Annotated in this window: 15 protein-coding genes and 1 riboswitch; of the genes, 6 read left to right on the forward strand and 9 right to left on the reverse strand. The window is 73.1% G+C overall.

Features of this window, described 5'->3' with window-relative positions; all coding sequences use genetic code 11:
• Window positions 1-56 precede the first annotated feature (56 nt).
• Window positions 57-2888 carry a GNAT family N-acetyltransferase gene (locus tag ACFZA0_RS27135; protein WP_391021661.1) on the reverse strand — a complete coding sequence of 944 codons (2832 nt, stop codon included), beginning with the start codon at window positions 2886-2888 and terminating at the stop codon, window positions 57-59.
• Window positions 2889-2994: 106 nt separating this feature from the next.
• Here ACFZA0_RS27135 and ACFZA0_RS27140 point away from each other — a divergent pair, with 106 nt between their 5' ends.
• Window positions 2995-3276, forward strand: coding sequence for an HPr family phosphocarrier protein (locus tag ACFZA0_RS27140; RefSeq protein ID WP_391021663.1), 282 nt, complete (start codon window positions 2995-2997; stop codon window positions 3274-3276).
• Between the two features lie 287 nt (window positions 3277-3563).
• Here the strand turns inward: ACFZA0_RS27140 and ACFZA0_RS27145 are convergent, their stop codons facing one another.
• From ACFZA0_RS27145 to ACFZA0_RS27160, 4 genes are all read right to left on the reverse strand, one after another.
• Window positions 3564-4259: an FCD domain-containing protein gene (locus ACFZA0_RS27145; RefSeq protein ID WP_391021665.1), complete on the reverse strand. Its 696-nt coding sequence runs from the start codon at window positions 4257-4259 to the stop codon at window positions 3564-3566.
• Window positions 4260-4470: 211 nt separating this feature from the next.
• A complete protein-coding gene (locus ACFZA0_RS27150) occupies window positions 4471-5223 on the reverse strand; it encodes a peptidoglycan DD-metalloendopeptidase family protein (protein ID WP_391021667.1) in 753 nt (250 codons plus the stop codon).
• Window positions 5224-5236: 13 nt separating this feature from the next.
• Window positions 5237-5416: riboswitch (cyclic di-AMP (ydaO/yuaA leader) on the reverse strand.
• 237 nt (window positions 5417-5653) lie between these two features.
• Window positions 5654-7054, reverse strand: a complete 1401-nt coding sequence (locus tag ACFZA0_RS27155; RefSeq protein WP_391021669.1) for an insulinase family protein — start codon at window positions 7052-7054, stop codon at window positions 5654-5656.
• Complete coding sequence (locus ACFZA0_RS27160; protein ID WP_391021671.1) at window positions 7051-8415, reverse strand: insulinase family protein; 1365 nt, start codon at window positions 8413-8415, stop codon at window positions 7051-7053. The genes ACFZA0_RS27155 and ACFZA0_RS27160 overlap by 4 nt, the downstream gene beginning before the upstream one ends.
• 288 nt (window positions 8416-8703) lie before the next feature.
• On the opposite strand from ACFZA0_RS27160, the gene ACFZA0_RS27165 reads away from it, so the two are divergent.
• Window positions 8704-11160, forward strand: a complete 2457-nt coding sequence (locus tag ACFZA0_RS27165) for a DNA topoisomerase (ATP-hydrolyzing) (RefSeq protein WP_391021672.1) — start codon at window positions 8704-8706, stop codon at window positions 11158-11160.
• A gap of 94 nt (window positions 11161-11254) precedes the next feature.
• Here the strand turns inward: ACFZA0_RS27165 and ACFZA0_RS27170 are convergent, their stop codons facing one another.
• On the reverse strand, window positions 11255-12472 hold the full coding sequence (locus ACFZA0_RS27170) for a GTP-binding protein (protein ID WP_391021674.1): 1218 nt from the start codon (window positions 12470-12472) through the stop codon (window positions 11255-11257).
• A gap of 393 nt (window positions 12473-12865) precedes the next feature.
• On the opposite strand from ACFZA0_RS27170, the gene ACFZA0_RS27175 reads away from it, so the two are divergent.
• Window positions 12866-13423 (forward strand): DUF6082 family protein, encoded by a 558-nt coding sequence (locus tag ACFZA0_RS27175; RefSeq protein WP_391021676.1) that lies wholly within the window; start codon window positions 12866-12868, stop codon window positions 13421-13423.
• A gap of 302 nt (window positions 13424-13725) precedes the next feature.
• On the forward strand, window positions 13726-13965 hold the full coding sequence (locus tag ACFZA0_RS27180; protein ID WP_391021678.1) for a hypothetical protein: 240 nt from the start codon (window positions 13726-13728) through the stop codon (window positions 13963-13965).
• Between the two features lie 112 nt (window positions 13966-14077).
• Here the strand turns inward: ACFZA0_RS27180 and ACFZA0_RS27185 are convergent, their stop codons facing one another.
• Window positions 14078-15271 carry a citrate synthase gene (locus ACFZA0_RS27185; RefSeq protein ID WP_391021680.1) on the reverse strand — a complete coding sequence of 398 codons (1194 nt, stop codon included), beginning with the start codon at window positions 15269-15271 and terminating at the stop codon, window positions 14078-14080.
• Window positions 15272-15421: 150 nt separating this feature from the next.
• On the opposite strand from ACFZA0_RS27185, the gene ACFZA0_RS27190 reads away from it, so the two are divergent.
• Together ACFZA0_RS27190 and ACFZA0_RS27195 are read left to right on the forward strand one after the other, a co-directional pair.
• Entirely contained in the window at window positions 15422-16732 is a 1311-nt protein-coding gene (locus ACFZA0_RS27190) for a citrate/2-methylcitrate synthase (protein WP_391021682.1), read from the forward strand.
• 10 nt (window positions 16733-16742) lie between these two features.
• Window positions 16743-17684, forward strand: coding sequence for a sucrase ferredoxin (locus ACFZA0_RS27195; protein WP_391021684.1), 942 nt, complete (start codon window positions 16743-16745; stop codon window positions 17682-17684).
• A gap of 573 nt (window positions 17685-18257) precedes the next feature.
• On the opposite strand, the gene ACFZA0_RS27200 is transcribed toward ACFZA0_RS27195, so the two are convergent.
• On the reverse strand, window positions 18258-19850 hold the full coding sequence (locus ACFZA0_RS27200; protein WP_391021686.1) for a cation acetate symporter: 1593 nt from the start codon (window positions 19848-19850) through the stop codon (window positions 18258-18260).
• Window positions 19847-20455: a DUF485 domain-containing protein gene (locus ACFZA0_RS27205; protein WP_391021687.1), complete on the reverse strand. Its 609-nt coding sequence runs from the start codon at window positions 20453-20455 to the stop codon at window positions 19847-19849. The genes ACFZA0_RS27200 and ACFZA0_RS27205 overlap by 4 nt, the downstream gene beginning before the upstream one ends.
• Window positions 20456-20470 lie beyond the last annotated feature (15 nt).

Genomic DNA, 20470 nt, shown 5'->3' on the forward strand with positions numbered 1-20470 from the left:
CTCCGGGCCAGAGGGCGGCCGTCCGGTGCCGGTGCCCCGGGGTCCGGGCGGGCCCGTCAGTAGACCGGCAGGGTGCGGGGGCCCAGGTCGTCGCGGGCCGGCGGGGGTGCGAGGCGGACGGTGGCGCCGAGGACGTTCACGCCGTGCGGGGCGACGACGACGGGCTCCAGGGTGACGGCGACGACCTCGGGGTGGTCGTCGACGAGCCGGGAGACCCGCAGCAGCAGTTCCTCCAGGGCGGCGGTGTCGACGGGGGTGGAGCCGCGCCAGCCGAACAGCAGGGGCGCGGTGCGGATGGAGCGGACCAGGGAGGTCGCGTCGCGGTCGGTGACCGGGACCAGGCGGTGCGCGGTGTCCCCGAGGAGCTGCGAGGCGGCGCCCGCGAGTCCGAACGACAGCACGGCCCCGGCCGCCGGGTCGATGACCGCCCGTACGACGGTGTCGACGCCGCGCGGCGCCATCGCCTGGACCACGGGGCGCAGTTCCTGCGGCCTGCCGAACAGCTCGGTCAGCTCGGCGAAGGCGCGCAGCAGCTGTTCCTCGTCGGCGAGGTCGAGGCGTACGCCGCCGAGGTCGGCGCGGTGGCGCAGGTGCGGCGCGGTCGCCTTGAGGGCGACGGGCCAGCCCAGGTTCCGCGCGGCCTCGACGGCCTCGGCGGGCGTGGCGGCGGGCACGGCGGGGCGGACGGTGATGCCGTAGCGGCCGAGCAGGTCGCAGGTCTCCCCGGTGCCGAGGGTGAGGCCCTGGCCGCGCGCGAGCAGGCCGTCGATGAGGCGGGCGGTGCCCTTCTCGTCGATGTCCTCGTACTCGGGCACCCGGCCGGGGTCGGCGGCCTCGCGCCGCCACTGGGCGTACTTGACGGCCTCGCCGAGGGCGCGGACGGCTCGTTCGGCGGCCGGGTAGGCGGGGATGAGGCGTGCGTCGTCGGGGGCGTCGGGTTCCGGGGCGGGGTGTGCGTCCGGCGCGGCGGGGCGGCTGCCCTCCGGTGCGGCGGGCGCGGGGCTCTGGGGCGCGGTGCTCGCGGCGGCGGACAGCGCCTCGGCGAGGCCGCCGAGTTCGACGTGCACGACGAGCACGGGCTTCGCGGGGGCCGCGAGGGCGGCCGAGCGCAGGGCGCGGGCGAGGGCGGCGTCCTCGGCGGAGGTCTCGCCCACCGCCGGGATGGCGGTGACGACGACGGCGTCGCTGGTGTCGTCGGCGAGGGCGGCGGCCAGGGCGGCGCGGAAGTCCTCGGCGGAGGCGGCCGTGGTGAGGTCGCGCGGGGGCTGCGGGCGGAGGCCCTCGGCGAGGCACGCGTCGTACGTCAGCAGGCCGAGCGACTCGGAGTTGCCGAGGATCGCCACGCGGGGTCCGGAGGGCAGCGGCTGTCGGGCCAGCAGGAGCCCCGCGTCGACGAGTTCGGTGATGGTGTCGACGCGGATGACACCGGCCTGGCGCAGCAGCGCGGACACGGTCGCGTGCGGCAGCCGGGTGGCGCGCACGGCGTGGCCCTGCGGGGCGGCGCCGTGCCGGGCGCCCTGGACGACGACGAGCGGTTTCGCGGTGGCGGTGCGGCGGGCGAGCCGGGTGAACTTGCGCGGGTTGCCGATGGATTCGAGGTACATGAGGGCGACGTCGGTCTCGGGGTCGTCGTACCAGTACTGGAGGACGTCGTTGCCGGAGACGTCGGCGCGGTTGCCCGACGAGACGAACGTGGAGACGCCGGTGACCCCGGTGACCCCGCCGCCGCGCCGGTGCAGCCGCGACAGCAGGGCGATGCCGATGGCGCCGGACTGGGCGAACAGGCCGATGCGGCCGGGGCGGGGCATCTCGGGGGCGAGGGAGGCGTTGAGCCGGACCTCGGGCGAGGTGTTGACGACGCCGAAGGCGTTGGGGCCGATGATCCGCATGCCGTACGTCCGTGCCTGGCGCACCAGTTCGCGCTGGCGCTCGCGTCCCTCGGGGCCGCTCTCCGCGTATCCGGCGGAGACCACCACGAGGCCCTGCACGCCGTGTTCGCCGCACTCGGTGACGACGTCGGGGACCTGCGCCGCGGGCACGGCGACGACCGCGAGGTCGACGGGGTCCGCGATGTCGCGCACGGAGCGGTGCGCGGGGACGCCGGGGAGGCCGTCGAGTTCCTTGTCGCCCTCGGGCAGCGCGCTGTTGACGGCGTAGAGGCTGCCGGTGAAGCCGGCGTCCCGGATGTTGCCGAGCAGGCCGCGGCCGACACCGCCGGGGCGGCGGCCGACGCCGACGACGGCGACGGAGCCGGGGGCGAGCAGCCTGCGCACCGAACGGGCCTCGGCGCGCTGCTCGCGGGCGCGCTGCACGGCGAGCGAGCGGTCGGTGGGTTCGAGGTCGAACTCCAGGCGGACCACACCGTCCTCGAAGCTGCGCTTCTGGGTGTAGCCGGCGTCCGTGAACACCTTGATCATCTTGGTGTTGGCGGGCAGCACCTCGGCGGCGAAGCGGCGGATGCCGCGCTCGCGGGCGACGGCGGCGACGTGTTCGAGCAGGGCGGACGCGACGCCGCGGCCCTGGTGCGCGTCCTGCACGAGGAAGGCGACCTCGGCCTCGTCGGCGGGCGCGGAGGCGGGCATGCCGCGGGCATCGATGCGGTCGTAGCGCACGGTCGCGATGAACTCGCCGCCCACGGTGGCCGCGAGGCCGACCCGGTCCACGAAGTCGTGGTGGGTGAAGCGCCGGACGTCCTTGGCGGAGAGCCGGGGGTAGGGCGCGAAGAAGCGGAAGTACTTCGACTCGTCGGAGACCTGTTCGTAGAAGCTGACCAGGCGGTCCGCGTCGTCGACGGTGATGGGCCGGACCCGCGCGGTGCCGCCGTCGCGCAGCACGACGTCGGCCTCCCAGTGGGCGGGGTACTCGTGCCGGTCCGACGAGCTCAGCATGGGCCCAGGGTACGGCTCGCGGCGGACGGTGGCGCGAGGCAGGCTGTGCAGGACACATGTGGAAGACTGGTCTAGACAACTTGGGACACCTGAAGGGCAGCAACACATGGCTGAGCGCCGCGTCAACGTCGGCTGGACCGAGGGCCTCCACGCCCGCCCCGCCTCCATCTTCGTCCGGGCGACCATGGCCACGGGCGTGCCCGTGACGATCGCCAAGGCGGACACCGCCCCCGTCAACGCCGCCTCCATGCTCGCCGTGCTCGGTCTCGGCGCCCAGGGCGGCGAGGAGATCGTCCTCGCGTCGGACGCCGAGGGCGCGGACGCCGCCCTGGACCGCCTGGCCAAGCTGGTCGCCGAGGGCCTCGAGGAACTCCCCGAGACCGTCTGAGCCGACCGCCGCACGGACACCGCGCGTGGCCGTCACCCGGGCCGGGTGACGGCCACGCGTGCGTCGTGGCGCGGGGGTCCGGGACACCGCGGCCGGGCCGTCGTCGCGCGGAATGCGGCGCAATACCGGAGGCATGCGGGACGGCAACGCGGGCATGCGGGGACATTAGGCGCGGCCCGGTTCACGAACCCGCCCGGCACGCGGCCGGTGAATTCCGCGAGACATCGCAAAAAGGGCGCACGGAATTCACTCCCGCCGTTTATCCCTCTTTGTATACGGCCCTCTTGTTAATTGCCCTGGCCCGAAATGTTTACGGGAGGTTGCGAAGTCCTCACACGGTCGGCGCGCTCGGCCCCGCCCGGAAACCGCAGCCGGTGGGCCGCGCTCACCCGCTCGGCGTGCAGCGCGGTGACCGCCCGCGCGCGCTCGCTGTCGCCGCGCGCCACCGCGTCGACGATCGCACCGTGCTCGGCCCAGGACTCCACGGGGCTGGCCGGCGGGTCCACCGCGTACATCCAGGCGACCTTGTGCCGCAGCTGCGACAGCACCGAGGTCAGGGCCTGGCTGCCGCAGGCCTGGGCGAGCGTCTCGTGGAACCAGCCCCCCAGGGAGCGCAGGTCGTCGCTGTTGCCCCTCCTGGCGCGCTCCTGGCCCAGTCTGACCAGTCCGCGCAGCACCTTCAGATGGGCCTCCGTGCGGCGCTGGGCCGCCCGCGCCGCGCCCAGCGGCTCCAGGAGCAGCCGCATCTCCAGGAGGTCGGCGGCCTCCTGCTCGGTGGGTTCCGCGACGCACGCGCCCGCGTGCCGCCGGGTGACCACGAAGCCCTCGGCCTCCAGGGTCCGCAGGGCCTCGCGCACGGGGACGCGGGAAACGCCGTAGCGGCGCGCCAGGAGTTCCTCGGTGAGCCGGCTGCCCCGCTCGTAGACACCGGCGATGATGTCGTCCCGGATCGCCGTGCACACCGAGTGTGCCGGAATGCGCATGACCGACCTCCGCCTTAATCCCCGTGAAACGTCGACGATTGACGTGTGTTCAGTGACTCTATTGCAGGCGGCCGGAATTTCCGACGGGGGGTCGGAATCCATGGATATTTTTTGGACAGCGTGACCGTGAAACACCGAATGCCCCGGCGCGATGCGCCGGGGCACGGGGAAACGGAACCGGTGTTCGGAGGGGGACCGCCCGGCGGTGCGGTCAGACGTCCAGGCCGTGCGAGCGGAGGTAGCCCACCGGGTCGACGTCGGAGCCGTACTCGGCGGTGGTGCGCGCCTCGAAGTGGAGGTGGGGTCCGGTGGTGTTGCCGGTCGCGCCGGACAGGCCGATCACGTCGCCGGGGGTGACCTTCTGGCCGACCGACACCCCGATGGACGACAGGTGCCCGTACTGCGTGTACATGCCGTCGCTCATGCGGATGACGATCTGGTTGCCGTAGGCGCCGCCCCAGCCGGTCTGGACGACGGTGCCCGAGCCCACCGCGTGCACGGAGGTGCCGCTCGCGGCGTGGAAGTCGACGCCGGTGTGCGCGCCGGAGGACCACAGGGAGCCGCCGGTCCGGTAGCCGGTGGAGACGTACGAGCCGGTGATCGGCAGGACGTAGGTGTTCAGGCGCTTGCGCTCGGCGGCGCGGGCCGCGCGGACCTTGGCGGCGTGCGCCTGTTCCGCGCGGGCGGCCGCCTCCTTGCGGGCCGCCGCCTCGGCCACCTTCTCCTCCGCGGCCTGCCGCTGGGCGGCGGCCTGCGCGTCGACCTGGTCGGCGAGCGAGCTGCCGAGGGTGACGATGGGGAGGAGTCCGGTCGGGCCGGCGGAGGGTTCTGCTGCGAGTGCCGGGGCGGCGAGGGTGCCGACGACGCCTGTCGTGGCGAGGGCCGCGACGCCCGCCATGCGGGCGCTGCCGCGTCTGACGCGGCTCGTACGGCGGTGCTTCCCGGTGGCGTGGGTGAACGCCATGGTGATGGGCGGTCCTTTCCTTCCCTCTCGCCTACCGGGTTAGCTGACGGGTTCGGAGCAGGAAGGTCTCCTACGGACTTCCGCACGGCGTGCGCGCGGTCGACCGATTCACCCCAGGGACTGCGTGTTCGCACACGCGCGGGTCCCCGGCTCCCCTGGCTCGCGCCGTACGGGGACTCGGCGATGACTGTCCGGTGCCGCGGTCGCGGCGCACTGCTCTGACGGACAGCCGCGCCGACGCTAATCGGGACAACTTTCCATCCTCAAACCGAACGGGGCTTTTGTAGCGCATGCCACAGTCCAGACGGGCCGACTCTCTGCCAATTCGGGCATAAGGAAACCCCGGTGACGCTCGCGTCACCGGGGCACCTCGCGCGCCTGCCGCCCGAACTCCGGCCGGGCCGCGCCCCGCCGGAGTCCGGACCGGGGGCTATTCCGCCGAAACGACCGTCACCGGGCCGATGTTGAGCGCCTCGACGGGCTCCTTGATCTGGGCGGCGTCGCCGACGAGGACCGTCACCAGCCGGTCCACCGGGAACGCGTTGACGACCGCGGCGGTGGCCTCCACCGTTCCCGTACCGGCGAGTTGGCGGTACAGGGTCGCCTGGTAGTCGTCGGGCAGGTACTGCTCGACCTGGTCGGCCAGCGTGCCCGCCACGGCCGCCGCCGTCTCGTACTTGAGCGGGGCCACGCCCACCAGGTTCTGCACGGCGACGTCCCGCTCGGCGTCGGTGAGACCCTCGGCGGCCAGCGTGCGCAGCACCTTGAACAGGTCGTCCAGTGCCGGGCCCGTGTTGGGGGTGTCGACGGAACCGCTGATGGCGAGCATCGCGGCGCCCGTCGGACCGCCGGGCGCGGGCGGCGCGGAGCGCAGCACCTGGCCGAACGCCCGCACGCCGTACGTGTAGCCCTTCTCCTCGCGCAGCACGCGGTCCAGGCGGGAGGTGAGGGTGCCGCCGAGGCAGTACGTGCCGAGCACCTGGGCCGGCCACACGCTCTCGTGCCGGTCCGGGCCGGTGCGCCCGATGAGGAGCTGCGTCTGGACGGCGCCGGGCCGGTCGACGATGACCACACGGCCGGTGTCGTCGGCGGTGATCGGTGCCACGGGCAGCGGTTCGGCCGTGGAGCCGGTCCACTCGCCGAGGGTGTCGCCGAGCAGCGCGTCGAGGTCGACGCCCGTGAGGTCGCCGACGACGACGGCGGTGGCCGTGGCGGGGCGCACGTGCTTCTCGTAGAACGCGCGGACGGCCGCCGCGTCGATGGCCTCGACCGTCTCCTCGGTGCCCTGGCGCGGGCGCGACATGCGCACGCCGGCCGGGAAGAGCTGCCGGGACAGCTCCTTGGCGGCGCGCCGGGAGGGGCTCGCCATCTCGTGCGGAATCTCGTCGAGGCGGTTGCGGACGAGCCGCTCGATCTCGCTGTCCGCGAACGCCGGTGCGCGCAGGGCGTCGGCGAGCAGTCCGAGGGCCTTCTCCAGCCGGGAGACCGGGACTTCGAGGGAGAGCCGGACGCCCGGGTGGTCGGCGTGCGCGTCCAACGTGGCGCCGCAGCGCTCCAGTTCGGCCGCGAACTCCTCGGCGGAGTGCTTGTCGGTGCCCTCCGAGAACGCGCGCGCCATGATCGTGGCGATGCCGTCCAGGCCCGCCGGTTCCGCGTCGAGCGGCGCGTCGAGCAGGACCTCGACGGCGACGATCTGCTGTCCGGGCCGGTCGCAGCTCAGCAGGGTCAGGCCGCTGCCGAGGCGGCCGCGCTCGGGGGCCGGGAAGGCCCACAGCGTGGGCTCGCCCGCCTGCGGCCGGGGGTGGAACTCCATTGTGGCGAGCTCGGTCACTTGGCCGCCTCCTCGTTGTCGTCGCTGCCGTTGTCGCTGTCGTCGGCACCGTCGTCGGATGTGATCGGCTCGTAGACGAGCACCGCGCGGTTGTCGGGGCGCAGGCGCGCGGCGGCGGCCTCGCGGACCTCCTCAGCGCTCACGTCGAGCACCCGGCCCACCGCGGTCAGCGCGAGCTGCGGGTCGCCGAACAGCACGGCGTAGCGGCACAGTTCGTCGGCGCGGCCGGCGACCGTGCCGAGCCGGTCGAGCCACTCGCGCTCCAACTGGGCCTGCGCGCGCTCCATTTCCTCGTCGGTGGGGCCCTCCGCGGCGAACCGGGCGAGCTCCTCGTCGACGGCGGCCTCGATGACGGGCACCTCGACGTCGCCCGACGTCTTCACGTCGAGCCAGCCCAGCGAGGGCGCCCCGGCCAGCCGCAGCAGGCCGAACCCGGCGGCGACGGCGGTGCGGTCGCGGCGCACCAGGCGGTTGTACAGGCGGGAGGACTCGCCGCCGCCGAGCACGGTGAGCGCCAGGTCGGCCGCGTCGGCCGCGCGCGTGCCGTCCTCGGGGAGCCGGTAGGCGGCCATCAGCGCGCGGGCCGGCACCTCCTCGACGACGACCTCGCGCTGCTCACCGCCCATGACGTCCGGCAGCGAGCCGTCACGCGGGACGGGCTTGCCGTCGTGCGCCGCGATCGAGCCGAAGTACTTCTCCACCCAGGCGAGGGTCTTCTCGGGGTCGATGTCGCCGACCACGGACAGCACCGCGTTGTTGGGCGCGTAGTACGTGCGGAAGAAGGCCCGCGCGTCCTCCAGCGTGGCCGCGTCCAGGTCGGCCATCGACCCGATGGGCGTGTGGTGGTACGGGTGGCCCTCCGGGTACGCGAGCGCGGTGAGCTTCTCGAACGCGGTGCCGTAGGGGACGTTGTCGTAGCGCTGGCGGCGCTCGTTCTTGACGACGTCGCGCTGGTTCTCCATGGACTCCTCGTCCAGGGCGGCCAGCAGCGAGCCCATGCGGTCCGCCTCCAGCCAGAGCGCGAGCTCCAGCTGGTGGGCCGGCATGGTCTCGAAGTAGTTCGTGCGCTCGAAGCTGGTGGTGCCGTTGAGCGAACCGCCCGCGCCCTGCACGAACTCGAAGTGGCCGTTGCCCTTGACCTGCGCCGAGCCCTGGAACATCAGGTGCTCGAAGAGGTGGGCGAGCCCGGTGCGGCCCTCGACCTCGTGCCGCGACCCGACGTCGTACCAGAGGCACACCGCCGCGACCGGGGTGAGGTGGTCCTCGGAGAGCACCACGCGCAGCCCGTTGGCCAGTCGGTGCTCGGTCGCTGTCAGGCCGCCGGAGTCTGCCTCGGCTGTGGCCGTGTGACCCATGGGCATGTACGTCCCTTCGATCGCGGATGCGGCCGTGAGGACCGCGCTTTTCCTGCCGTCGTGCCACTGTATGCAAGCGCGCGGGGCACCGGCGAAGTTCCCCGGTGCGCTACGCCGAGAGCGAGAACGGGATTGACCGCCGCGCGAGGGCCCCTCGCTCCGGACGCCCGCCGGGAGCCCCGGTGAGGTGCGGGAAGTCCCGTTGGGCCGGGTCCTGGTCCGCGGTGTCGGTACCGCGGTCCACAATGGTCCGCGTCAGATCCCGTTCAACGCTTCAGCAAGGAGCCGGCAGCGATGGCCCGCCGCAGCACGAAGACCCCGCCGCCCGACGAGCCGTTCGAGGAGAGGATCCTCGACATCGACGTCGTCGACGAGATGCAGGGCTCCTACCTTGAGTACGCGTACTCGGTCATCTACTCCCGAGCCCTGCCCGACGCGCGGGACGGCCTGAAGCCGGTGCACCGGCGCATCGTCTACCAGATGAACGAGATGGGCGTGCGCCCCGACCGGGGGTACGTCAAGTGCGCCCGCGTCGTGGGCGAGGTGATGGGCAAGCTGCACCCGCACGGCGACGCGTCCATCTACGACGCGCTGGTGCGCATGGCGCAGCCGTTCTCGATGCGCCTCCCGCTGGTCGACGGCCACGGCAACTTCGGCTCCCTGGGCAACGACGACCCGCCGGCCGCCATGCGGTACACCGAGTGCCGGATGGCCGAGGCCACCGCTCTGATGACGGAGTCGATCGACGAGGACACCGTCGACTTCTCCCCCAACTACGACGGCCAGGAACGGGAACCGGTCGCCCTGCCCGCCGCCTTCCCCAACCTCCTGGTCAACGGCGCCTCCGGCATCGCGGTGGGCATGGCCACCAACATGCCGCCGCACAACCTCGGCGAGGTCGTCGCCGCCGCCCGGCACCTGATCCGGTACCCGGCCGCCGACCTGGACGCCCTGATGAAGCACGTCCCGGGACCCGACCTGCCCACCGGCGGCAGGATCGTCGGCCTGTCCGGCATCCGGGACGCGTACGCGAACGGCCGCGGCACCTTCAAGATCCGCGCGACGGTCGCGGTGGAGAACGTGACGGCCCGCCGCAAGGGCCTCGTCGTCACCGAACTCCCGTTCACCGTCGGCCCGGAGAAGGTGATCGCCAAGATCAAGGACCTGGTCGGTTCGAAGAAGCTCCAGGGCATCGCCGACGTCAAGGACCTCACCGACCGGGCGCACGGCCTGCGCATGGTGATCGAGATCAAGAACGGCTTCGTCCCGGAGGCCGTCCTGGAGCAGCTCTACAAGCTGACGCCGATGGAGGAGTCCTTCGGCATCAACAACGTGACGCTGGTCGACGGCCAGCCCCTCACGCTGGGCCTGAAGGAACTGCTGGAGGTCTACCTCGACCACCGGTTCAACGTGGTGCGCCGCCGCTCGGAGTTCCGCCGCGGCAAGAAGCGCGACCGGCTGCACCTGGTCGAGGGTCTGCTCGTGGCGCTCGTCGACATCGACGAGGTCATCCGGCTGATCCGTTCCAGCGACAACTCGGCCGAGGCCAAGCAGCGGTTGATGGACCGCTTCTCGCTGAGTGACATCCAGACGCAGTACATCCTCGACACGCCGCTGCGCCGCCTCACCCGGTTCGACCGGATCGAGCTGGAGTCGGAGAAGGAGCGCCTCACCGCGGAGATCGAGGAACTGACCCGGATCCTCGACTCGGACGCCGAGCTGCGCAAGCTGGTCTCCGCCGAACTGGCCGCCGTGGCAAAGAAGTTCGCGACCCCGCGGCGCACGGTGCTGATGGAGTCCTCGGGCGCGACGGCGGCCATCGTCCCGCTCCAGGTGGCCGACGACCCCTGCCGCGTGCTGCTGTCGTCGACCGGCCTGCTCGCCCGCACCGCCAACGGCGAGCCCTTCCCGGAGGACGCCGACGCCCACCGCGCCAAGCACGACGTGATCGTCTCCGCCGTCCCGGCGACGACGCGCGGCGAGACCGGTGTCGTCACCTCCACCGGCCGGCTGCTCCGGCTGAACGTCGTCGACCTGCCGCAACTGCCCGACACGATCGCCGCGCCGAACCTGTCCGGGGGTGCCCCGCTCACGGAGTTCGTGTCCCTGGCGGACGGCGAGACGGTGGTCTGCCTGACCACCCTCGACGAGTCCTCCCCCGGCCTCGCCCTCGGCACCGAACAGGGCGTGGTCAAGCGGGTGGTGCCCGACTACCCGTCCAACAAGGAGGAGTTGGAGGTCATCTCGCTGCGGGACGGCGACCGTCTCGTCGGCGCGGTGGAGCTGCGCACCGGCGAGGAGGACCTGGTCTTCATCACCGACGACGCCCAACTCCTGCGCTACCAGGCCTCGCAGGTGCGCCCGCAGGGCCGCCCGGCGGGCGGTGTGGCGGGCATCAAGCTCACCGAGGGCGCCAAGGTCATCTCGTTCACGGCGGTGGATCCCGCGGTCGACGCGATCGTCTTCACGGTGGCCGGCTCGCGCGGCACGCTCGACGACTCGGTCCAGACGACCGCCAAGGTCACCCCGTTCGACCAGTTCCCGCGCAAGGGACGGGCCACGGGCGGCGTGCGCTGCCAGCGGTTCCTGAAGGGCGAGGACTGCCTCTCGCTGGGCTGGGCGGGCCCGGTCCCGGCCCGGGCGGCGCAGAAGAACGGCACCCCGGCGGAACTCCCGGAGCACGACCCGCGCCGCGACGGCTCGGGCGTGCCCCTGCCGAAGACCGTGGCGGCGGTGGCGGGACCCGTGTAGCCGGCGGTACCCGTATCCGGACGGACGTGACGCGACGCCGCGCGGTGGGCCCGCCCCGGGAGGGGCGGGCCCGTCTCGTTCCCCGGCGGGGCGGCTACCGCGACGGCGGCCGCGGGAACGCCTCCGCGTCGGGGTCGGGGCTCTGGTCGGGGTCGGGGTCGGGGTCGAGGCTGGGCTCGGGGTCGAGGCTGGGGTCGGGCTCGTCGGGGATCTCCCCCGGGGCGCCCGCGTCGGCTCCGGCGTCGTCCGGTTCCTGGACGTATCGCAGGACGCCCCACATGCCGTGCTCGTCCGGGCGGCGGGCGTCCCGGCCGTTCGTGTCCCGCCCAACTCCCTGCTCGCAGGAGGCCAGTCGGGCGCCGAGCGCGGATCCGTCGATGCCGGACCCGATCAGGACGAGCTGCGTCAGCCGCTCCTCCCCCGCACCCCAGGGCTCCGGGTAGAAGCGCAGGAACCGGCCCACGGCGTGCACCGCGTACCGGTTGACGGGGTCGTGGGCGCCGAAGTCCACGTAACCCTTGATCCGGTACAGCCCGTCGGGCCGCGCGTCCAGGAACTCCATCAGCCGGCGCGGGTCGAGCGGGACGCCGGTGACGTGGGACAGGCTGTCGTAGGCGGCGTGCAAGTGGCCCGCGTGGGCGTGGAGTTCACCCTCCCCGTGGTCGTGCAGGTCGTCGAAGGTGAGCTGTCCCACCCGCTCCCGCGCGGGGCGGCAGTCGAAGAGCAGCTCCGGGTCGACGCGCCCGTACGAGGCGGGGACCACCGCCGCCCCGTCGACGAGCGACCGTACGAGGCCGAGCACGCGTTCTCCGTCCGGCGCCCGGTCGGTCTTGTTGACGACGACGAGGTCGGCGAGGGCGAGATGCCGGTCGATCTCGGGGTGCCTCGCACGCGTGGCGTCGAACTCGACGGCGTCGACGACCTCCACCAGACCGCCGTAGACGACGCGCCGGTCCTCGCCCGCCAGCACCATCCGCACGAGTTCCTGGGGCTCGGCCAGACCGCTGGCCTCGATGACGATCACGTCGATGCCGAGCGCCGGATCGGCGAGCCTGCCGAGGTAGGAGTCGAGTTCGGAGGCGTCGACCGCGCAGCACAGGCACCCGTTGCCCAGCGAGACGGTGGAGTCGCCGAGCGCTCCGGCGACCGCCATCGCGTCGATCTCGACGGCACCGAAGTCGTTGACGACGGCACCGATGCGGCTGCCGCCGCTGCGGTGGAGCAGGTGGTTCAGGAGGGTGGTCTTCCCGGAACCGAGGAACCCGGTCAGCACGACGACCGGAATCTGGTGCGGGGTGGACGGCTTACTCAACGTGCGCTCTCTCTCGCTGCCGCGTGCGCCGGTGCGCGGACCGGCGTTCACGCGAGCCCCGCTCACGCTCCGGCTCCCGGCGGAACGGGTGGGCATTCGGACCGAATCTGAAATGCCGCCCCAGGATACGAGTGGTCGGATACGCCGCTGAGTGAACGATTGTTAGCGGCGCGCACGGGGCACACGTTGGTCAGGGCGCCGGTCGGCACGACCCGCACATCCTTCCGTGCGCCCGCTCTCCGCCTCCCCGTCGATCAGAGCCGCTCGGCAGTCTGGGAGGCGGCAAGCGCCACCCATCGTTCGCCGGTCCCGTTCAGAGCTCCGGACCCAGGGGCTCCCGTCCACCCGCACCCGTACGGCCGGCGCGCGGCTGCGCGATCGGGGGAATTTGACATGGCCACACGGAAACATGGCATCCGCGGACTCGGCCCCGCCGTCGCGGCTGCCCTGGGGGTGGCAGCGGGCGCACTCGCCGCCCGCAAGGCACATCACAACGCCACGGAACTGCTGCGGCTGCGCGTGGAGTGCCTGGAACAGAGCGCGCACAGCCAGCGCCACACGGACCTCGCCAACCAGCAGCGCCTGCACTGGGAGTTGCTGAGCAAGGCCATCGACGACCCCGAACTGGCCGAGGTGCTCGACCTGTTCGAGGCCCCCGTGTCCCCCAGGCAACGCCGCCAGTACCTCTTCGCCAACGCCCTTTACACGAACGCCCTGTTCTACCGGCGCATCGGGAACATCACCCAGGAGGAGTTCTTCGGCTACATCAGGGGCATCCTCCAGAACCCGGTCGTGAAGGAGTACTGGTACGCCACCCGTCACCAGCGGGCCACCATCGCCGACGACTCCGACGAGGCCGAGGCGGGCCGCGTCGTGGACGAACTCCTCACGCAGCTGGAGGAGAACGACGGTGAGGCGTGGTGGGTGGTGGGCGAGCCGCCGACCGACTGAGCGGGCCGGCCCGCCCGGCGGGGACGACCACCGGCCCGGCGCGGCGGAGCGTCCGGCGGCGCCCATGACCGATCGGCCGCCCCTTCGGGCAACTTCGGTGGAAGTTCACTCCCACGGGTCAATAACGAAAGAGCCAAAAACCAGTTGTCCCCTGCGTCACGGGGGTTGACTCGCATGATCGTGAACAGCGACCCCGACTACAGACCGTTGCCCGCGTCGGCGCACGGAGCGGGCAACCCCCCGGGGCTGCCCTGCCTCCATGTCCGGCCGCGTGCACTCACAAGACCAAGGGAAACAACACAGTGAGTCACATCATCCGTCGGATCGGTGCTTCCCCGCGCGCCAGAGGCAGCGTCAGCGGAGCGAACTGCCCCGATATCTTCGAGCTCGCCGACGGAAACTTCGCAGTTGTGGGCACGGATGCCACCGACTCACTCGACCCGAGTCTCCCCGCGGACGCGTCGCGCGCCGACTACGAGCGCATCGTCGTCATCACCCGCGAGACGCTGATCCGCGCGAAGGCGGACATCCCCGACGCCTGATCCGCACCGGAGAACACCGGCCCGGCCGCGCCCCGCAGCCGGGTTCCTCCCTCCAGGCCGTGCCGGGAGGAGTCCCAAACAGCCCCGCTCCGCCGCCCGTTGGGCCGGCGTCTCAGCCCGCGACGGGCACCGGGACCTGCGGCGGCGGGCCCACGTACCGGGCCACGGGGCGGATGATCTTCGAGTCCTCCGCCTGCTCCAGGATGTTGGCGCTCCAGCCGACCACCCGTGCCGCGGCGAAGGTCGGGGTGAACATCTCCCGCGGCAGCCCGCACAGTTCCATGACCACCCCCGCGTAGAACTCGACGTTCGTGTGCAGTTCACGGCCGGGCTTCAGCTCCGCGAGGATCGCCTCGACCCGGCGCTCGACGTCCACCGCGAAGTCGACGCGCGGACCGCCGAAGCCCAGGGCGATCTCCCTGAGCATCCGCGAACGGGGGTCCTCCGTGCGGTAGACGGGGTGGCCGAATCCCATCATCCGCTCCCCCGCGAGCACCCGTTCCCGGATCCAGGCATCGGCCCGGTCGGGGGTGCCGATCGCGTCGAGGGTGTCCAGCGCCCGGCTCGGCGCACCGCCGTGCAGCGGCCCGGACAGTGCCCCCACCGCGGCGACCAGGCAGGCGGCCACGTCCGCGCCGGTCGACGCGACGACCCGCGCGGTGAACGTCGACGCGTTGAAGCCGTGGTCGATGGTGGAGATCAAGTACCGCTCGACCGCCCGCGCCCGCTCCCGGTCCGGCTCCTCGCCGGTCAGCATGTAGAGGTAGTTGGCCGCGTACGAGAGGTCCTCGCGCGGCTCGACCGGTTCGAGGCCGTGGCCCAGCCGGTGCAACGCGGTGAGCAGGGTGGGCACGGCGGCGCACGCCGTGAGGGTGTCCGCGCGGCGGCGGTCCGTGCCGATGTCGTAGACCGGGCGGAAGCCCCGCGCCGCCCCCAGCAGGGACAGCGCCGTGCGCAGACCGGCCAGCGGGCCGGAGGGCGCACTCGCCGCGGCGACGGCGGGCAGCGCCGCGGCGACCTCGGCGGGCAGCCGGCGCAGGGCGGCGGTCTCGGCCGTGAAGGCGGCGAGACGGGCGGGGTCGGGGAGTTCGCCGTGGACCAGGAGGTGCCAGACGTCCTCGAAGCCGCGGGTCTCCGCCAGTTCGACCGCCGAGTACTGGCGGTAGTGGTAGAAGCCCTCCCGGCCGCGGACGTCACCGATCCCGGTCTCGGCGACCACCACGCCTGCCAGCCCACGCGGTACCTCGACGAGCGCGGACGCCGACCTGTCGCCCCTGTTGACGCTGTTCACGCTGTTGACAGCCATGTTGTCTCCCTGGCTTGCGGCTTCTCGCCCCGAACCTTTACTTGATTCGACTGTCCATGCTTGACTGTTCCTCTGTCAATATTGATTGAATCAATATATCCACGATGAATCGAGACCGATCCGTGCGGCTCTGGCGATACGGTGACCACCATGAGTGATCGACGACCCGCCTCGGGGCCGGAGGAACGGCGGCTCAGCACCAGGGAGGCCGCCGACCTCCTCGGGGTGAAGCCCGAGACCGTCTACGCCTACGTCAGCCGCGGCCAGCTCAGCAGCCGCCGCACGGAGGGCGGCCGGGGCAGTACCTTCGACGCGACCGAGGTCGAGACGCTCGCACGGCGCAACAGGCGTGACGGCGGCGGGAGTTCACCCGTACCGGGCGAGCTGTCCGTGCGCACCCGCATCACCCTGATCGAGGACAACCGGTTCTACCTGCGCGGTGTCGACGCCACGGAACTGGCCGCGCGGTACTCCTACGAGGAGATCGCCGAGTGGCTGTGGACCGGCGAGCTGCGCCGTGGCGTCACCTTCACCGCGCCGCCCGCCCTCGCGGCCGCCGCCCGGCGCGCCGTCGCCGCACTGCCGCCCCACGCGGGCCCCGCGGACCGGCTGCGCACGGCGGCGATCGCGGCCGCCGCCGCGGACCCGCTCCGGTTCGACCTCTCCGCGCAGGCGGTGCTGGGCACCGCCCGCGTGCTGATCCCCACCCTGGTCGCCGCCCTGTCATCGGGCGGCCACGGGCAGCCCGACGACGGCCCGCTGGCGCGCCGGCTGTGGACGGCCCTCACCGCGCGCCGCCCCGACGACGCCTCGGTGCACGCCGTCGACACGGCCCTCGCCCTGCTCGTCGACCACGACCTGGCCGCCTCGACGCTGGCCGTGCGGGTCGCCGCCTCCGCGCGGGCCCACCCGTACGCGGCCGTCTCGGCGGGACTCGGCGCGATGGAGGGGCCCCTGCACGGCGCGGCCAGCGGTCTCGCCCACCGTCTGCTGCTCGACGTCCTCCAGCGCGGCGGCGCGGCCCCGGTGATCGCCGACGAGCTGCGCGCGGGCCGCCGGATCCCGGGCCTGGGGCACCGGCTCTACACCGCCGAGGACCCCCGCGCACACGCCCTCTTCCGCCTGCTGGAGGAGGTGCCCGGCGCCGCACCCGCCCTCGCCGCGGCCCGGGACGTCGTGGAGACCACCGCCCGCCACACCGCGCTGCACGCGAACGTGGACCTGGCGCTGGCCGTGCTCACCGTCTCCGCCGAGATGCCGCCGACGGCGGGCGAGACGCTGTTCGCGGTGGCCCGCACGGCGGGCTGGATCGCCCACGTTCTGGAGGAGTACGGCGAACGCCCGCTGCGCATGCGGCCCAGCGGCCAGTACACCGGGCCCCGGCCGCCCCAGGAGATTCCTGCCGCTACGGGGGTAGTCGGAGAGGGCGGCCGAAAGTCGCCGAGCTCCAACTCAGGTTAGGCTCACCTCTGTGAGTACGTGCGCATCCGTCTCCCGTCATCTCGACGAGCCGGTGTCCGGCACCGCCGCCACCGCCTCCACGTGGCTGCTGCTGGAGCAGCCCGGCCCCTGGGGCGTCCACGCGCTGACGTCGAGCCGCCTGGACCCCGTGCTGGGCCGCGCCCTGGAGGCCGCCGCCGAGGGGACGGGCGTACGCATCGCGCTCATCCGCCGCTCCGGCCGCCACCCCGACCGCGGCGCCCCCTCCGTGCGCCGGGTCTACGCCGCGCACACCACGCCCGGGAACATCTGGCTGCACGGCGCCGTCACCGGTGCCCCCGAGCAGCTGCTCGCCCTCGACTTCGCCGCCCTGGGAGCGGGCGACCCCGGGTCCTTCGACGCGATGCTCGACGGCCGCCCGCACACCGGCGACCCGCTCGCCCTCGTGTGCACCAACGGCAAACGGGACCGGTGCTGCGCACTGCTCGGCCGCCCCCTCGCGGCGGAACTCAGCGCCTCGGGGGTGGAGGGTGTCTGGGAGGTCACTCATTTGGGTGGTCATCGCTTCTCGCCGACGGTGCTCGTACTGCCCCACGGATACGCCTACGGCCGGGCCGAGGCCCACGCCGTCAAGGAGATCCTGCACAGCGTGCGGGAGGGGCGTGTGGTCGTCGAGGGGTGCCGCGGCAGCTCGGCGTGGGACCGGCCCGGCCAGGCCGCCGAACTGGCGGTGCGCACGGCAGCCGGCGAGTACACGGCCGAGACCCTGCGGGTCGTCGGGACCGAGGGCGCGGCACCGCGCTGGGAGGTCACCGTCGCGCACGTGGACGGGCGGCGCTGGCGCGTGGTGGTGGCACAGGGCGCGTCCCTGCCGCCCCGCCCGGAAAGCTGCGCGTCGACGGTGCTGGGCTCCCCCGCCCGCATGGACGTGGTGGCGGTACGGGAACTGACGGGGGCCTCGCTGGGGGTGTGACCCCGGGCAGGTCCCGCCGGGTTCGGCAGCGTGATCGGTCCGCTCCGGCGACGGTCACCCGGTGAGGGTCCGGCTGCCTTCGACCTTCGACCTTCGACCTCGTCGGGCCGGACGTTTCGCAGGACAGCGCCCTGCGGACTGAAACCGGTGGCGTCGGTGGCCTCGGCGTCCCCGGTGGCCCGGTGGCCCGGTGGCGCGGTCATGCCGTCGGCTGTGCGCCGCGGTACGCGTGGGGAGGCAGGCCGTACCGCAGCCCCGGTCGGGACCCCCGCCCGGGGTGGGTGCTCGAAGTGGCAGCCCTTCAGGGCCGGTTGACACGCATGCGCGCCGCGGAGCGAGCACCGCGTGAACCCGGGTCGCGCGCGGGCGCTGCGGCGACGATGTCCGCGTCGCCGAAGGAGCCCCGCCGAACTCGGCTTTTTGGAAGACGAGTTGACAGATCCGCCCCTCGACGGCGGCGCCCCTCTCCCCACGGTGTCGTGCACGGCCCCGTACGCGAGAACGGGTACGGGACCGTGCACGACAACGACGCGGCCGTGTCCGACGACCACGCCGCTCCCCCGTCCGCCGCCGCTACACCGCACCCGCTCCGGTGAGTGAACGCACCTCTGTCTCCGCGTGCTTGGCCTCGTCCGGGGCCTCCGGCGAGCTGACCGTGCCGAACCAGGCGGCGAGGAAGCCCAGCGGGATCGACACGATGCCCGGGTTCTCCAGGGGGAAGTACTGGAAGTCGACCCCGGGGAAGAGCGAGGTCGGGCTGCCGGACACCACCGGGGACAGCAGGACCAGGAGCAGCGCGGGCAACAGGCCGCCGTAGACGCCCCACACCGCGCCGCGGGTGGTGAAGTTCCGCCAGAACAGCGAGTACAGCAGGACGGGCAGATTCGCCGAGGCGGCGACGGCGAAGGCCAGGCCCACCAGGAACGCCACGTTCAGGTCGCGGGCCAGCAGTCCGAGCGCGATCGCGACGATGCCGATGCCGACGGCGGCGACACGGGCCACACCCACCTCGCTGCGCTGCTTCCAGCGGGGGCGCCGCAGCGACGCGTACAGGTCGTGCGCGACGGACGCCGACGAGGCCAGGGTGATGCCGGCGACGACCGCGAGGATGGTGGCGAAGGCGACGGCGGCGACCACCGCGAACAGCACGGTGCCGCCGGTGGAGTTGGCGCCGCCGCCCAGGTCGAGGGCGAGCAGCGGCACGGCCGTGTTGCCCGCCGGGTTCGACTCCCGCACGGCGTCCGGCCCGACGACGGCGGCGGCGCCGAAGCCGAGGACGATCGTCATCAGGTAGAAGCCGCCGATGAGGCCGATCGACCACACCACCGAACGGCGGGCGGCCCGCGCCGTCGGCACGGTGTAGAAGCGCGACAGGATGTGCGGCAGACCGGCGGTGCCGAGCACCAGCGCCAGGCCGAGGCTGATGAAGTCGAGGCGGGAGGTCCAGTCGCCGCCGTAGCGCAGCCCCGGGCCGAGGAACGCGGTGCCGTGTCCGCTGCGGTCGGCCGCCGTCAGCAGCAACTGGTCGAAGTCTCCGTGGAACCGCACCAGTGTGAGCACGGTCAGGGCGATCGTGCCGGTGAGCAGCAGCACCGCCTTGACGATCTGGATCCAGGTGGTGGCGCGCATGCCGCCGAGGGACACGTAGATCACCATGAGGGCGCCGACGCCGATGACCGTCCAGGCCTGCGCCGCGCCGCCGGTGCCGCCGAGCAGGAGGGCGACCAGACTGCCCGCGCCGACCATCTGCGCCACCAGGTACAGCACCGACACGGTGACCGAGGAGGTGCCCGTGGCGACGCGCACGGGCTTCTCCCGCATGCGGGCCGCGACCACGTCGGCGAGGGTGAACCGGCCGCAGTTGCGCACCAGTTCGGCGACCAGGAAGAGCACCACGAGCCAGGCGACGAGGAAGCCGACCGAGTAGAGCAGGCCGTCGTAGCCGAAGAGCGCGATGATCCCGGAGATGCCGAGGAACGAGGCGGCCGACATGTAGTCGCCCGCGATGGCGAAGCCGTTCTCCGCCGGGGAGAAGAGCCGGCCGCCCGCGTAGAACTCCTCCGCGGAACCGTGCCGGTTGCGGCTCACCCAGGTCGTGATGCCGAGGGTGACCGCGACGAACGCGCTGAACAGGACCAGCGCGAGCGTCTGGTGGTTGCCGGTCACGAGGCACCGCCCCGCAGTCCGCGCGTCAGTTCCTGGGTGTCCCAGCGCAGGTCGAGCGCGGCCCGGTCCCTGCGCAGCCGGGCGTGCCGGGCGTAGGCCCAGGTGAGCAGGAAGGTGCTGAGGAACTGGCCGAGACCCGCGACCATCGCGACGTTCACGGCGCCCGCCACGTGCCGGCCCATGAACCCGGGTGCCGTCGTGGCCGTCACGACGTACGCGAGGTACCAGGTGAGGAAGACGGCGACCGCGGGGATCACGAACCGGCGGTACCTGCTCCGCACTTCCTGGAAGGCGGCGCTGCGCTGGACCTGGAGGTAGACCTCGGCGGCGCCCCGGGGCCCCTCCGCGACGCTCCCCGCGGGCTCCTCCGCGGCTCGCGCGGCGGGCACCGTGGGAACGGCGGCCGCGGGGGCGGGAATCGTGGCCGCGGACCGGCCCGCCGTGTCCAACTCGCCCCAGCCGGAGGCCAGTGCGTCGTACCAGGGGTCTTCGTACCCCACGGTCCCGGGCACGGCGGCGGGGGCCGGACCGTGGTGTCCGGGGGTCTCGGGCGGGCTCTCGGGACCACCTCCGCCTCCGCGGAAACGATCATTGCTTGACTGCATTACCCAAGCATGGAC

The organism is Streptomyces sp. NPDC008150 (genome assembly GCF_042956945.1).
Classification (GTDB): domain Bacteria; phylum Actinomycetota; class Actinomycetes; order Streptomycetales; family Streptomycetaceae; genus Streptomyces.